Origin of the sequence: Streptomyces sp. NPDC002088 (assembly GCF_040296605.1) — a bacterium.
Taxonomy (GTDB): domain Bacteria; phylum Actinomycetota; class Actinomycetes; order Streptomycetales; family Streptomycetaceae; genus Streptomyces.
This window is the reverse complement of the sequence record NZ_JBEOXO010000002.1, coordinates 661,078-675,549: the sequence shown is the minus strand read 5'-3', so window position 1 is coordinate 675,549 and position 14,472 is coordinate 661,078. Positions and strand designations below refer to the sequence as shown.

Annotated in this window: 11 protein-coding genes, 2 tRNA genes and 1 pseudogene; 5 read left to right on the top strand and 9 right to left on the bottom strand. The window is 71.9% G+C overall.

The window, feature by feature from the left end; all coding sequences use genetic code 11:
• Positions 1–141 precede the first annotated feature (141 nt).
• The gene (locus tag ABT114_RS06825) at positions 142–1,038 is read right to left on the bottom strand and encodes a DUF2797 domain-containing protein (RefSeq protein WP_351139335.1); all 897 of its coding nucleotides are present in this window, start codon (positions 1,036–1,038) and stop codon (positions 142–144) included.
• A gap of 327 nt (positions 1,039–1,365) precedes the next feature.
• Here ABT114_RS06825 and ABT114_RS06820 point away from each other — a divergent pair, with 327 nt between their 5' ends.
• Positions 1,366–2,112 (top strand): GNAT family N-acetyltransferase, encoded by a 747-nt coding sequence (locus tag ABT114_RS06820; protein WP_351139333.1) that lies wholly within the window; start codon positions 1,366–1,368, stop codon positions 2,110–2,112.
• Between the two features lie 126 nt (positions 2,113–2,238).
• Here ABT114_RS06820 and crcB read toward each other — a convergent pair whose 3' ends face one another.
• The 3 genes from crcB to ABT114_RS06805 are packed head-to-tail and all read right to left on the bottom strand — an operon-like array spanning position 2,239 to position 3,442.
• On the bottom strand, positions 2,239–2,613 hold the full coding sequence (gene crcB / locus ABT114_RS06815) for a fluoride efflux transporter CrcB (RefSeq protein ID WP_351139331.1): 375 nt from the start codon (positions 2,611–2,613) through the stop codon (positions 2,239–2,241).
• Positions 2,610–2,957 carry a DUF190 domain-containing protein gene (locus ABT114_RS06810; RefSeq protein ID WP_351139329.1) on the bottom strand — a complete coding sequence of 116 codons (348 nt, stop codon included), beginning with the start codon at positions 2,955–2,957 and terminating at the stop codon, positions 2,610–2,612. Before ABT114_RS06810 ends, crcB begins: the two co-directional genes overlap by 4 nt.
• On the bottom strand, positions 2,954–3,442 hold the full coding sequence (locus ABT114_RS06805) for a fluoride efflux transporter FluC (RefSeq protein ID WP_351139327.1): 489 nt from the start codon (positions 3,440–3,442) through the stop codon (positions 2,954–2,956). Before ABT114_RS06805 ends, ABT114_RS06810 begins: the two co-directional genes overlap by 4 nt.
• A 453-nt stretch (positions 3,443–3,895) precedes the next feature.
• On the opposite strand from ABT114_RS06805, the pseudogene ABT114_RS06800 reads away from it, so the two are divergent.
• Positions 3,896–3,976, top strand: a pseudogene (locus tag ABT114_RS06800) (DNA-binding protein); the annotation flags it as partial.
• A gap of 225 nt (positions 3,977–4,201) precedes the next feature.
• On the opposite strand, the gene ABT114_RS06795 reads toward ABT114_RS06800, so the two are convergent.
• Positions 4,202–4,274: transfer RNA gene (locus tag ABT114_RS06795), tRNA-Arg, on the bottom strand.
• A 204-nt stretch (positions 4,275–4,478) separates the two neighbouring features.
• Positions 4,479–4,569, bottom strand: a tRNA-Ser gene (locus ABT114_RS06790).
• 169 nt (positions 4,570–4,738) lie between these two features.
• Between ABT114_RS06790 and ABT114_RS06785 the strand changes: the two genes are divergently transcribed.
• On the top strand, positions 4,739–5,245 hold the full coding sequence (locus tag ABT114_RS06785) for an SSI family serine proteinase inhibitor (RefSeq protein ID WP_351139543.1): 507 nt from the start codon (positions 4,739–4,741) through the stop codon (positions 5,243–5,245).
• A gap of 327 nt (positions 5,246–5,572) precedes the next feature.
• Positions 5,573–9,892: a hybrid sensor histidine kinase/response regulator gene (locus ABT114_RS06780; RefSeq protein WP_351139325.1), complete on the top strand. Its 4,320-nt coding sequence runs from the start codon at positions 5,573–5,575 to the stop codon at positions 9,890–9,892.
• Between the two features lie 21 nt (positions 9,893–9,913).
• On the opposite strand, the gene ABT114_RS06775 is transcribed toward ABT114_RS06780, so the two are convergent.
• A complete protein-coding gene (locus ABT114_RS06775) occupies positions 9,914–10,492 on the bottom strand; it encodes a TetR/AcrR family transcriptional regulator (protein WP_351139323.1) in 579 nt (192 codons plus the stop codon).
• A 112-nt stretch (positions 10,493–10,604) separates the two neighbouring features.
• Here ABT114_RS06775 and ABT114_RS06770 point away from each other — a divergent pair, with 112 nt between their 5' ends.
• The gene (locus tag ABT114_RS06770; RefSeq protein ID WP_351139541.1) at positions 10,605–11,810 is read left to right on the top strand and encodes an MFS transporter; all 1,206 of its coding nucleotides are present in this window, start codon (positions 10,605–10,607) and stop codon (positions 11,808–11,810) included.
• A gap of 256 nt (positions 11,811–12,066) precedes the next feature.
• On the opposite strand, the gene ABT114_RS06765 is transcribed toward ABT114_RS06770, so the two are convergent.
• Both ABT114_RS06765 and ABT114_RS06760 read right to left on the bottom strand, forming a co-directional pair.
• Entirely contained in the window at positions 12,067–13,725 is a 1,659-nt protein-coding gene (locus ABT114_RS06765; protein WP_351139321.1) for a long-chain fatty acid--CoA ligase, read from the bottom strand.
• 135 nt (positions 13,726–13,860) lie between these two features.
• Complete coding sequence (locus ABT114_RS06760; protein ID WP_351139319.1) at positions 13,861–14,454, bottom strand: SigE family RNA polymerase sigma factor; 594 nt, start codon at positions 14,452–14,454, stop codon at positions 13,861–13,863.
• Positions 14,455–14,472: the final 18 nt, after the last annotated feature.

Below are 14,472 nucleotides of genomic sequence, written 5' to 3'. Positions count from 1 at the left end.
TAATCTGTGATTTCCCTAAGAAGCTCACAGGAGGCTCTCAGGGAAGCCCTGGGCAATTCCTTGCCTGGGGCAGGGCCGGCACCGCCCGTTCGAAGCCGTGGCCACTCTTCACCGCCACGGCCCACTTCACCGCGCGACCCGTCAGAAGAGCCCTTCCTGAACACTCGGTGTTCGCTTGAACTCTCGCACAGGAACGTCGAGTTCGTGTGCCCCGCTCTCCACCGGGACGAGCTCCCACCCGGTCATCAACCGTGTGTCGAGCACCACGACGGCCCCGCCGCCCTCGCCCCCGACCCCGCTCATCAGATGGAGATCAGGCCCGGCGGCAGCCACCAGCTCCCCTCTCACCACGCCCCCGGCGACGAGCTCGCTCACCTCTCCGACGGCGGCGGGCAGCCCGGCGAGCCCGAACACCCCGACGTGATCCACAGGCCGGAAGGGCTCACGCGTCAGCGACTCGGGCCACCCGCCGAGCGCCACCGCCCGCGCGTGCAGCTCCGCGATCTCCGCCGCCCGCTCGTCCTGCGTACCGGGCAGCGCGGACCGCACCGCGCGCTTACCGGCGTACGGAATCCGGTCCGGCACCCGGAGCGCGGCACGCAGCAGCTCCTCGGCCCGCCGCGCGGCCATCAACGGCCCGGCACCGAGCCAGCTGAAACAGACGGCCCCCTGCTCCAGCAGCCGCGCCGACCCCCGCTCGAGCGCCGTGATGCCGACCTTGACCATGCCGGGCCCGAACCACGCCAGATATACGTGGTACGGCCGCGGGTCGTCCGCAATGGTGTCGGCGGCCACGGAGTGCGCCCGGTCCAGCCGCGCACACTCCTCGCATCGCGCCCCCGTACTCCGCCCCGACACGACCGCCCGTACCGCACACGGATGCCCGCGCGCCCCCACACATGTCCGCACACCCCCGTCCGCGACCCCGAAGGCCACCTGCTTCCCCCACGACAGCGCGCTGCCCCGCCCGCCGTCCCACATCAGCACGGGACCGTCGGCCGACCATCGCAGTCCCGAGCACTTCCATGCCTGTGCCATCACCTTCGAGCGTAGGCGCAGCCACTGACAACGGCGGACCGTGGCCTGCACCTTGTCCGTCGCATCCCTGCCATGGGAAGGTGCACCGACTCTCCTACAAGTGGCCCTCCACAGGGCCCTACGCATGGCAAGGGACTGAAGCCAATGGCCCCGGCGTCCTCCAGCGGCCGCCGCCGGCACTGAGCCGCCCGCCTCCCAGGCGACGCGGCGACAGGTGCCGCCCCGTGTCCTCTCCTTCACGGCGGCCCGAAGCGGCGCTGCACAAGCACCGCCCACGCTTCCCTGTCCTGTCTGCCTGCTCGCCCTTTACGTGAGGTCACCATCACCGTGGACACCGACGTCCAGAACTTCGCCGTCGCCCACCTCCGCCGCCGCCCCCGGGCCACCGAAATCGGCGGCTTCGTCGCCGGGTTCGTTCCCGCGACCAGCAGCCCCTACATCAACTACGCGACCCCGTTGCCAGGCGCCCGCCCCGGCGAACGGGACGTGGCGGCACTCGTCGAGGCGTTCCGCGAGCGGGGCCTGAAGCCCCGCCTGGAATTCGCCCCGGATGCCGCTCCCGCCGTAGCACTGGCGCTTCGCCGGGCGGGCTTCACCACGGAGGCGGTGCACACCTATCTGATCTGCACGCCCGCCACCCTCACGCCCCGCGCCGCCCTCCTCGTCGAGACCCCGTCCACGGACCAGGACTACGCCTCGATCGACGCCGCCCTGTCCGAGGCGTTCGGCAACGAGTTTCCCCCGTCCGCGGAAGGCGTGGCCCGGCTGCGCCGCACCCAGGGGAACGGCGGTGCGGTCCGCTTCGTCCGGGCCCCCGACGGCAGCTGCGCCGGCGCCGCCTCCTGCTCCGCCCCCGCGGTCGCCACCTCGGAACTGGCAGGCGTCGGCACCCGCCCCGCCCACCGCGGCCACGGCATCGCCGCCGCCGTCACCGCATCGCTGGCCGAAACCATGTTCGCCCGCGGCGCCCGCTCGATCTGGCTGGAGTACTCGGGCGAGGGCTCCCGCCGCGTCTACGAACGCGTCGGCTTCCACCCGGCGGGCACCCGCCTGTACATGTCATTGGAAGACTGACCCGGGGTGCACTGCCCCTGTTGTTCGTAGCCGTTGATGTCAGCGTCGGATGCCGGCGGAAACTTGTTTGCAGCGCGACCGCTTCGTCCCGAAGCACCGTGCGTGGGTGCTCGACCTTGGGCTGGTTCAAGCCCAGATCGCCTGAGCAAGCGCCGCGCCCGTGAACGCCGCTCCCAGTCCGGCGACGACGCTGGCGACGACATTGGCGGCGGCCAGAAGCCTCGCTCCGCCGTCGGCCAGCCGTAGCGTCTCGTAGGAGAACGTCGAGTAGGTGGTCAGCGCCCCGCAAAATCCGGTGCCGATGAGCAGCTGGACCGAATGGGAGGCGGCACCGTAGGTGACGGCGCCGGCCAGCACGCCCAGGATGAGGCAGCCGATGACGTTGACGGTGAACGTGCCCCAGGGGAAGACGGTGTCGTGCCGGGCCTGGACAGCGCGGTCCGTGAGGTACCGCAGCGGTGCGCCCACCAGTGCCCCGGCGATGACCAGTGCCCAGTTCACCGGTGGTTCCCCCGCCCGACGTATCGGATCACCTCGACCACGTCGAGGGTCACCAGGCCTTCGCCGACAAGTTCATCGAGCTGCGGCAGAAACCCGCGGATGTCCTCCTCGCGGTCGACGATGACGATCGCCACGGGAAGGTTGTCGTTCAAGGAGAGCAGTCGGGCGGTGTGGACCAGCGAAGAGGCCCCGAAGCCCTCTACACCGTGGAAGACGCTGGCCCCCGCCAGGCCCGCAGCGTGCGCACGATGGACGATCTCGGTGAACAGAGGCCGGTGGTGCCAGGTGTCGTTGTCGCCGACCAAGATCGTCAACCGCATGGCGGTGCCGTGCAGCCGTGTCATTTCTGCCTCCATGCGATCAGGCGGCGCGTCGCGATGGCCGCGCCCCAAACTGCGGCGATCGCAATCAGCGGCGTGGCGGCGAGGTAGGCCAGCCCCGTCGCGGCGCGCTCACCCTGGACCAGGCTGTGGATGTCGACCGCGTACGTGGAGAAGGTGGTGAAGCCCCCGAGCACGCCGGTGCCGAAGAACGGGCGCACGAGCCGGTGTGCGGCCCACACTTCGGTGATGACCACCATGAAGATGCCGATCACGGCGCAGCCGACGGCGTTGATGCCCAGCGTGGTCCACGGGAAGGCGCCTGGCGCGGTGGGCCACAGCAGGCCGGCGCCGTAGCGAGCGCACGCTCCCAGGGCGCCGCCTATCGCGACCACTCCCACCACAGGCGCCTGATCCCGCACCCGCGCGGATCGTGGCGGGGGCGTGCGCGGCTCAAGGTCGGGGTCTACGGGCTCGGCCATCAGAAGGAGGGGCTCTGGTGAGGTCATGGGTCTCCTACTCGTGTGGCGCCCTGTGGTGGGCGCAGACGGACACAAGTAGGGACCGTTGGCGGCATTCTCACCGCGGTTCGTGTACGGCGGGCCCCACCGCCGCGCGGCAGTCACCAAGGGCTACCGCTGTTTCCAGCCTACTGCGGCCGGGCGAGCGCATCCTCGTACGAGTCGGCGATGTACTGCACGAGGCACCCGCATGGCGGCTTCCGCGCGGATGGGCATCGACGGCTCAGCATCACTGAGCCCTGGCGGAGCGCGCCGAGGGTGGAGCAGCGGTGGGATCTGGTGGAGAAGCGGCCGCGGAAGCCGAGCGTGTTCGGCGGCGCGTTGCTGGGTGGCGCGGTAGTCGGCTCGGGCCTGCCGCCAACATCCGCCGCACCATCCAGCACGACCGCGAAACCGCCCGCGAAGAACGGCACGCCAACTGAACCGGGAGGACAGCGCAACCTGACCACGACCGTGATCCAACCGAAGTGGCACACCACGTCAGAAGTCGCAGCCATGCTGGGCTTTGGCCTCTCCAAGACCACATCGAGCGCGTGACCTCTGAAGCCGGGGCGGTGTCGGCATGAGCGGCAAGCGTGCCAACGGCGAGGGCTCGATCCACGACGAGTGGATCAACCTGCACGCCGAAGCGGAAAAGGGTCCGGTGGCCACTCGGCACCGCACCCTCGCCGTGTTTTGCTGGACTTCGCTGCTGTACGCCGCTGAAACGCAAGAGGCCCCGGATCTCTCCGGGGCCTCTCATCTGTGTGCACTCGGCAGGATTCGAACCTGCAACCTTCTGATCCGTAGTCAGATGCTCTATCCGTTAAGCTACGAGTGCGTGTTTTTTTTGTTATTTCGTCTTCGCTCCCGGCCCTTCCGGCCCGCTCGCGGCGACAGGAAGAACATTACATGACTGCCGCCGACATGTGAAATCCGTTAGCCACACCCCTTGTGACCTGCGGAAACATGCTTTGGAGCGATTCTGGAGGACGTAGGGAACGACGAAGCCCCGGTCCAGTGGACCGGGGCTTCGTTGATCGCGCGGAGGCGGAGGGATTTGAACCCTCGATGGGCTTTAAGACCCAAACCGCATTAGCAGTGCGGCGCCATAGACCGGACTAGGCGACGCCTCCCGCACAACCGCTCGCGCGAGCGCGAGTGGTGCGTGCAGATGATGACACAGTCGAGCGTCGTGTCACCAATCGGCCTCTACGGTACTAGGCAGGTGGGCCGAAGGGCAAAGCCATTCGCACCGGTGAGGCGGACGCGCAACGTGCCGGCGTGCGCCGCGTTAGTCAGGTCATGTCGCAGGTCACCTCCGGCGGTCTCCGCCGGCTCGTCACCGCCGCCGCCTCCCTCGCCGCGGTCGCCTCACTGTCCGGCGCACCCACGGCCGCGTACGCGGGGGGCACCACGGAAACGGGCAGTGCCGGCCTCCGTCTCGTGCCGCCGCCCGTCCGGGACGAGGATCGGGCGGGCGGCGGCGATCACCTCACCGTCACCGTCCGCCACGCCGGTGGCGGCGCGGACGGGACGTACGAGCTGTACTGCCACCCCGGCGGCGGCAGTCATCCGGACGTGGGAGGCGCCTGTCGTACGGCGGAGCGCAACACCCGATGGGGCAGGGAGACCTTCGCGCCCGTGCCCGAGGGCAGCGTCTGCACCATGCAGTACGGCGGGCCGGCCACCGCCCATGTCACCGGGACCTGGGCCGGGCGGCCCGTCGACGCGACCTACGACCGCAGCAACGGGTGCCAGATCGCCCGCTGGGACCGATTCGTACCGCTGCTTCCCGACCTGGGTCCGTAGAGGTCCCGCCGGAGGTCCCGCCGGAGGTCCCCGTCAAAGACTCCCGTCAGAGGCCTGCCAGAGGACCACTGGAGGCCCGTTGCGGAGGGAGGTCGCTCACAGAGGTCTCCTGGTGGAGACAACGGTCCCGTAAAAGTCCCGCGAAGGTCCCGCGAAGCCCGAGGATGCGGTCACACGTTCTGTGTCACTTCGTCGTGCGAGCTCCCTCTCATCCGGCGCCGCGAGCGCAACCTCAGCCCTTAGACTCCCTCGCGTGACACGTTGCGGGCCGGTTGGCAAGATGGCCCGAGCGGTCGGCAAGGTGCGGTAACAGGGAGGAAGCGTCTCGTGAGCAGCAGGCCATCCCGAGGCGCTGCTCGCCTCGCAGCCATACTGGACGCGCTGCCCGATGCGTTGGTGCTGGTCAACGCCAACGGGACGGTCGTCAACGCCAACACCATCGCCCTGGAGGCCTTCGAGGCGCCGGGCACCGCCCTCGTCGGGCGTGGGCTGCTCGATCTGCTGCCGCAGTTCGACTCCAAGCTGATCCCGGGCTCCATGCGGCGCCCCGACCACATGGACCCGGTCGGACGGACCAAGCCGACCAGGATGATCGCCCGCCGGACGGACGGGGTGGAGTTCCCCGTCGAGGTCACCAGCGCCAACCTCGAGAACGGGCAGCAGGCCTACGACGGTTACGGCTACACCGGCGACGAGTTGCTGATGCTCGTCGTACGCGACCTGTCCGGCACCGTCGACACCGAGGCCGAGCTGGCGCGTTCGCAGCGGCAGACCGAGATGATTCTGCGGGCCGCGTCCGAGGGTGTCGTGGGGACCGACACCGACGGGCGGATCGTCCTCGTCAATCCGGCCGCCGCCCAGATCCTGGGCTACCGGGCCAGCGACCTCGGCGGCAAGGAGCTGCACGACCTCGTACTGCACTCGCGTGCCGACGGCTCGCCCTTCCCGTACGACGAGTCCCCGCTCGCCGACACCCTGCGCTCCGGGCGCAAGCACCGGGTGCGCGGGCAGGTGCTGTGGTCCAAGAGCGGCGACAAGGTGTCGGTCGACCTGACCACCGCGCCCGTGCGCGACGGCGACCAGCTCGTCGGCGCCGTGATGACCTTCAACGACAGGCGGCCGTACGACACCCTCGCGGTGGAGAAGGAGGCCGCGGACACGCAGCACGCGGAGGAGCTGGAGCGGCTCTCCGAGGAGCACGCCTCCGACCTCACCGCCCTGCGCCAGCAGCACGTCACCGAGCTCGAGGAACTGCGCGAGCAGCACGAGGAGGAGCTCGCGGCCGGTGAGGAGCGGTACGCCGCGCTCGGCGAGCGGGAGAAGGACCGGTACGAGGCACTCGCCGGGCGACACGACCAGCTGCTCACGCTGCTGGGGCAGTCGTTGCGCGGGCCCCTGGACGAGCTGCGCCGCGAGCTGGCCACGCTCGCCGCGGACGACGCCGGGCAGCTGTGGCCCGAGGCCAACCAGGTGCTCCATCACCTGTCGGCGGGCTACTCGCGCATCACCGCCCTCATCGACAACGTCCTCGGCTACCAGCTGCTCGACGCCGGGACCGAGGGCATCACTCGTACGAACGTCATGCTCGACGCCGTCGTCGCCGCCGGTGTCGACGGGGCCGTCGAGCTGATCGGGCCCGGCCGCGTGCAGTTCGCCGTGCACGCGCCGCCCATCGAGGCCGAGGTCGACGCGCGGCTCCTCGCGACCGCGCTCGCGCATCTCGTCGCGGACGTCGCCGGGGTCGACGCGACCGGCAACGCGCCCGTGTCGGCGGGCGGTTACATGGACAACACCGTCGTCGTGGCGGCGGCGCAGCGCGGCGAGGTCGTACGGATCGAGGTGCGCGGGCCGTACGCCGGGGGAGACCCGGTGCACGAGCCGATCGTGCGCGGGATCGTTCGTGCGCACGGTGGTGTGCTGCAGACGCACGAGGTGCCGGGGATGAGCGGCAGTGCGTACGTCCTGGAGGTTCCGCTCGGGGGCGGGGCGGGGGCCGTGCCCTCTCAGGCGCTGGAGCTCGGGCAGGGGCAAGGGCAAGGGCAAGGGCAAGGGCAAGGGCAGGCTCATGCCTTGGAGTCCGCTGCCGGCGGGGACCTCGGTGCCGACGACGCCGGGCCCGCGGAGGGCTCCGGCGGCGGGCGGGGGCGCCGGGCACGGCGATCCTCCGTGGACGCCTTCCTGGAGAGCGAGGTTCCGGGCAAGTCCGGTGGCGCCGAGGCGGAGGCCACGTCGCCGACCGGGCGGCGCCGCAGGCGTGCGGCCGCCGAGGAGTCGGCAGCCGCTGCCGCCGACGCCGGGGAGGTCTCCGGCGGTACCGGGCGGCGGCGCGGGCGACCGGCCGAGATCGCGGCCGCGCCCGCGGCCGGGAGCCAGGAGGCCGCCGCGAGTGTGGCCGAGGGGGCCGTCGTCACGGCCGCCGAGCATGCCGCGGGAACCGCGGCCTCGGGGACCGGTCTGGGCGGGACCGTCCCGCCGCAGGGTGTGCCCGCACCCGCCGGACAGCGCGGCCGGCGTGACTCCGACGAACAGCACGCGTTGCCGCCCGCACTGCCCGCGGCATCCGCCCCGGCCCAGCCCACCGCTGTGGACGGTACGGACCCTGACGACTCACATCCGACCGGACGCCGCCGGCGAGCCCTGGCCGCCGCGACGGAACGCGCCGCCGCGCAGGAGGCGGCCCCCCGTACGGTCTTCGCCCTTCCGCCCGCCGAGGCGGACCGCCCGTCCGACGGGGCGGGAGAAGAGGGACAGGTAACTCCCGCAACTCCCGTAACCTCCGTCCCGGCTCAGGTGCCGATGCCGGTGCCGGTACCGGGTCCTTCGGGTGATGCACTGACCGACCACGGTCAGCACGACGCCGTGCCCCACAACCAGTCCGACGACCACACCCCGCCGCAGCCGCACCCCACGAACGCGCCGACCGGCCGCCGCCGACGGGCCGTTGGCCAGCCGGCGGAAGCGGCCGAGACGCCCGGGATGCCCTCGCAGGGGGCGCCCACGGCGGCGGTTCCGGCACAGGTGCCCGCAGGGCAGCAGCCTGTCGCCGCCGCTCAAGTCGTTCCGGCAACTCCGGCACCTTCCGCACAGCCGGTCCCGCAGCAGCCGATCCCGGCGCAGGGCGTCCCCGTGCGGCCCGCCCCCGCCCAGCCCCTTCCCGCGGAGGCACCGCCCGGCCAGGCAACCCCGGCCGCCGGCACCCCCGCCCCGCAGCCGTGGCCGGCCGACGACGACGCCACCCCCGGCGCCGGGACCGCCGTACCCGTACCGCCGAACGGCGCCCCTGCGCCCCAGCCGCAGTCCCCAGCCCAGCCCCCGGCCGCCCAGCTACCGGCGGCCCCCTCCACTCCGGCGACCGGCTCCCCCTTGCCGCCCGAGAGCGCGCCCGTGCAACCGCAGCCGCGGGCGGCGCAGCCGTTGCCCGCGGAGGCGGCGCAGGCCGCGCGGGCGGCGGCGCCGGTGGACCCGAACTCGACGCAGGGGCGGGCGATCAGCGTGCGGACGCTGGGGCAGGGCGTGCCGTTCACCCGGCAGGCGGCGCAGGTGCAGCAGCCGTCGGCGGCCACCACGCCGCCCCCTCACGGACCGAATGGTTCCGGTCGGCGCCGCAAACTGGGTACGCCGCCCGACCCGGCCACGCGCCCCGAGCAGACGGGCCGGCCGCACCCGTCGGCCGAGCAGCCTGCCCTGCCACAGAAGACTGCGTCCCAGGCCGCCGCGGCCAAGACCCCCACGCCACAGCCTGCTGTTACGCACCCGTCGCTCGCGGGGCAGTCCCGGCTCGCGTCGGCCACCGAGGGCGCCGGACGCTCGTACGCCATAGGAGCACCTGACGAGAACGCCGCCGAGGGTCCCGAGCCGCTGGACGGTCCGGGCGGAGCGGTCGAGGTCGCGGACATGCCACGGCCGCAGCCGATGGACGACGAGCTGCCGCCGGAGCCGCTGGACAACCCGCGCCGGCTGCTGGTCTGGCCGGCCCCGGACGTCTCCACGCAGCAGGCGCTGAGCGACCGCGGCTACCGGCCCGTGATCGTGCACTCGCGCGAGGAGGTGGACGCGCAGATCGCCGCGTTCCCGGCGGCGCTGTTCGTCGATCCGCTGACCGGGCCGATCACGCGTACGGCACTCCAGTCGCTGCGGCAGGCAGCCGTGGCCGCCGAGGTGCCGGTGCTGGTCACGGCGGGGCTCGGGCAGGCGACGCGCGAGGCGGCGTACGGCGCCGATCCCGCCGTACTGCTGAAGGCGCTCGCGCCACGCGACAGTGAGCAGCACCCGCCGCGCGTGCTGCTCATCGAGGAGCACGCGGAGATCGCGCTGGCGCTGACCTCGACGCTGGAGCGACGCGGGATGCAGGTCGCGCGGGCGGCGAGCGACGCGGACGCGGTGGCGCTGGCGGGGCAGTTCCGGCCGAACCTGGTCGTGATGGACCTGCTCCAGGTGCACCGGCACCAGGCCGGGATCGTGGACTGGCTGCGCGCGAACGGGCAGCTCAGCCGCACCCCACTCGTCGTCTACACCGCCGCCGTCGACCAGGCCGACCTGCCGCGCCTCGCCTCGGGCGAGACGGTGCTGTTCCTCGCGGAGCGGTCCACCAGCGCCGAGGTGCAGAGCCGGATCGTGGACCTGCTCGCCCGCATCGGCACCAACTAGGACGACGTCCCAGGACAGGTCCTAGGGCGCGGTGAGGCGGCGGGCCGCCTCCTTGATCGACGCCCGCAGGCGGTCCTGGTCGGCGTCCTCGGCGCCCACCAGGACGCGGCTCATCTGCGGTACGAAGACGGCCCAGTTGGCCAGCGCGACGAGCAGGAACAGCAGGTCGCGGGCCGGGATCGCGTCGCTGACGACGCCCCGGTCCTGGCCGTCCTGGAGAGCGGCGACCTTGCGGGCGTAGTGCTCCTGGCGCTCGGCCTCGTCCGGCAGCTCGGTCGTGCCGTACTCCAGGCCCTCCCAGAAGAGCAGGCGCAGCAGCTCGGGGTGGGCGGCGTGGTAGTCCATCAGGCGGTCGATCCAGCCGTCGATGTCGTCCGGGTCCACGGGGACGGCGACGGCGAGGTCGAGCATGCGCTTGCCCAGGACCTTCGTGAACAGCTCCGCCTTGTTGCCGAAGTAGGCGTAGATCAGCTGCTTGTTGGCCTTGGCCTCGGTCGCGATGCGGTCGATACGGGCGCCCGCGATGCCGTAGCGGGCGAATTCGGCGACCGCCGCCTCGAAGATGCGGGCCTTGGTGGCCTCGGGGTCCTTTGCTGCCATGGGGACAGGGTAGCCGCTCAGGTAACCAACTGTTTGGTTGACAGCGGGGGAGGCGAGGCGCAGACTCTCTCCAACCAACCAGTTGGTTATGAAAGGAACTGTCGTGCCCCACCTGCCGTCAGCCTCCGCGCGCGAGGTCCGGGCCCCGGCCCAGGCGACGAAGACCGCCGCCTCGCCCCTCCTGCTTCCCCTCATCGCCGTCTGCACCGCCGTCACGGCCGCCAACGTCTACCTCGCCGCCCCGCTGCTCCCCCTCATCGCCCACGACTTCGGCATGGCGCCGCCGGCCGTGGCCTGGATCGCCTCCGTAGCGCAGCTCGGCTACGCCGCGGGACTGCTCTTCTTCGCCCCGCTCGGCGACAACGTGAACCGGCGCCGGCTGGTCGCCGTCCTGTCCGTGGCCACCACGGCGGCCCTGGCGCTGGCCGCGGCGGCATCCGGCACCGGCGCCCTCGCCGTCTCCGTGTTCATCGCCTCCGCCGCCACCGTCGTCCCGCAGTTGCTGGTCCCGCTGGTCGCCGAACGCGCCCCCGCCGAACGCCGCGCCCGCCATGTCGGCGCGATCATCGCCGGCCTGTTCACCGGCATCGTCGCGGCCCGCGTGCTGGGCGGGCTCGCCGGGCAGGCCTACGGCTGGCGCTGGGTCTTCGCGGGCGCGGGCGTGCTGACCCTCGCACTGGGCCTGGCCACCGCCCTCGTCCTGCCCGCGGAACGCCGTCGCCGCACCGGACCGCTGTTCGCCGGCCTCATGGCCCTGCCCGGGCTGCTGCGCAACTCGCCCGATCTGTGGCGCGCGTGCCTGCGGCAGGCCGGGATGTTCGGCGCGTGGAGCGCCCTGTGGACGTCCCTCGCCCTGCTGCTGACGGGGAAGTCCTACGGCCTGTCGACCGCGACCGCCGGCCTCTTCGGCCTCTTCGGCCTGGCGGCCGCTGCGGTGGCACCGCTCGCGGGCGGCCTGGTCGACCGCTTCGGCGCCGCGAAGGTCGTACGGAACGCGTATCTGCTGGCCGCCGTGTCCGTGCCACTGTTCTGGCTGGGCGGGCAGGTGATCGGGGCACTGTTCGTCGCGGCGGTCCTGATCCACATCGCCCTGGTGGCCTCCCAGGTCGCCAACCAGACCCTGGCCCTGACCACCACCACGGCCCCGGCCACCGCCAACACCGCCTACGTCGTCTCCGGCTTCGCCGGCGGCGCCCTCGCCTCGATCCTGGCCGGCACCGCCTTCAGCCACTGGGGCTGGGGCGGGGTGTGCGCGGTGGCGGCGGTATGGCTGGCCCTGGGGTGGGGCGCGACCACCCGCCGTACGAGGGTGAGCTGACGTCGTACGGCGGTGCGGCGATGTCGTGCGGCGGCGTCGCACCGCGCCGTGCGGCGGGCGCCGTAGGGCGGTGCGGCGGGGGCCATACGGCTGTGAAGTAGGCGCCGCACGGCCGTGAAGTGGGCGCCGCACCGCGGTGAAGCGCCGCACGGCCGTGAAGCGCCGCACGGCCGTGAAGTGGGCGCCGCACCGCGGTGCGGCCGGCGCCGTACGGCCGTGCGGCAAGCGTCCGCCGGGGCGCTGCCTCCGCCGCCGGTCAGAGCTTGGTGACGTCCAGCTCCCCGGCCGCGTACTGCCTGCGCAGCACCTTCTTATCGAACTTGCCGACGCTGGTCTTGGGCACCGCCCCGATGATCGTCCAGCGTTCGGGGAGCTGCCACTTGGCGATTCCGGCCTCGTCGGCGAGGAAGCCGCGCAGGGAGTCGAAGTCGGCGGCGGAGCCCTCCTTCAGTACGACGGTGGCCAGCGGGCGCTCGCCCCACTTCTCGTCGGGGACGGCGACGACGGCGGCCTCGGTGACGTCCGGGTGGGACATCAGGGCGTTCTCCAGGTCGACAGAGGAGATCCACTCGCCGCCGGACTTGATGACGTCCTTGGCGCGGTCGGTGAGGGTGAGGAAGCCGTCCGGGCTGATGGTGCCCACGTCGCCCGTCTTCAGCCAGCCGTCCTCGCTGAACTTGTCGGCGGGGCGCAGGGGGTCGGCGCCGGGGCCGTTGTAGTAGGCACCGGCGATCCAGGGACCGCGCACCTCCAGTTCGCCCGCGGACTCCCCGTCCCAGGGGAGGCGTTCGCCGCCGGGGCCGCTCAGGCGGGCCTCGACGCCGGCCGGGAAACGACCCTGCGTGAGCCGGTACGCGAACTCCTCCTCCGTGCCGACCGCATGGGCCGGCGGACGGGCGATCGTGCCGAGCGGAGACGTCTCCGTCATGCCCCAGGCGTGGCAGACCCGCATGCCCAGCTTGTCGAAGGCCGCCATGAGGGAGGGCGGGCAGGCCGAGCCGCCGATGGTGACCTGGGCGAGCGAGCTGACGTCGCGGGGCTTGGCGGTCAGCTCGGCGAGCAGGCCCTGCCAGATGGTCGGGACGGCGGCCGCGTGCGTCGGACGCTCGGACTCGATCATCTCGGCGAGAGGCGCGGGCTGGAGGAACCGGTCCGGCATCAGCAGGTTGACACCGGTCATGAAGGTCGCGTGCGGCAGACCCCAGGCGTTGACGTGGAACTGCGGGACCACCACCAGCGAGGTGTCCCGGTCGGTCAGGCCCATGGACTGCGCCATGTTGACCTGCATGGAGTGCAGGTAGATCGAACGGTGGCTGTAGACCACGCCCTTCGGGTCGCCCGTGGTACCGGATGTGTAACACATGGCGGCCGCCTGGCGTTCGTCCAGCTCCGGCCAGTCGTACGCGGTCGGCTTCCCGGCGATCAGGTCCTCGTACTCGTGCACCTGGACGGAGGCGGCGCCGGCGAGCAGGGCGCGGTCGCCCGGGCCCGAGACGACGACGTGTTCGACCGTCCCCAGGTGCGGCAGCAGCGGGGCCAGCAGCGGCAGCAGCGAACCGTTGACGATCACGACCTTGTCGGCCGCGTGGTTCACGATCCAGACCAGCTGCTCCGCGGGCAGGCGGAGGTTGAGGGTGTGCAGGACCGCGCCCATGGAGGGGATCGCGAAGTACGCCTCCACGTGGTCCGAGTTGTTCCACATGAGAGTCGCCACGCGGTCGTCGTCCACGACCCCGAGGTCCTCGCGCAGGGCGTGCGCCAGCTGGGCCGAGCGGGCGCCGATCTCGGCGTAGGAGCGACGCTGCGGCTCTCCCTCACCGGTCCAGGTGATCACCTGTGATGTGCCGTGGATCGTCGACCCATGGGTCAGGATCCTCGAGATCAGCAGCGGTACGTCCTGCATGGTGCTCAGCACGGCGTCCTCCCGGGCGTCATTGCCTACGCGGTGGTAACGGTTGCGCTGATTCTGCGCACATACCACGCGGTATGTCACTAGACCCGGGTGATCGATCGCGTCACGCGGGGTCCCAATGCCCCCCACGTCGGCCCACTATCGAACAAGCCCCAGCTCGGGGTCCTCGCGCAGCTTCCCCAGCGCCCGTGACACCGCCGACTTCACCGTGCCGACCGACACCCCGAGCACCTCCGCCGTCTGAACCTCGCTCAGGTCCTCGTAGTACCGCAGGACGACCATCGCCCGCTGCCGGTCGGGCAGCTTCATGATCGCCCGCCACATGGCGTCATGCAGCGCCTGCTGCTCGGCCGGGTCGTCCCCGCCGGGCACGGGCTCCGGCTCGGGCAGCTCCTCGCACGAGAACTCGTCGACCTTGCGCTTGCGCCATTGCGACGTGCGCGTGTTCACCAGCGCCCGGCGCACATAGCCGTCGAGCGCACGGTGGTCCTCGATCCGCTCCCAGGCGACGTACGTCTTGGTGAGCGCCGTCTGCAGCAGGTCCTCGGCGTCGCTCGAATTCGCGGTCAGCGACCGGGCGGTACGCAGCAGCACCGAATGGCGGGCCCTCACGTACGACGAGAACGACGGGTATGTGGGGGTCCCCCCGGTCGAGCGAAGTCGAGAGTGGGGGAGGGTCTGCCTCGCTGGTGCAGCGGCGTTCGAGGCGCTGGTGCAGACGGGTGTGGTCATGGCTCCACGCTATGAGTG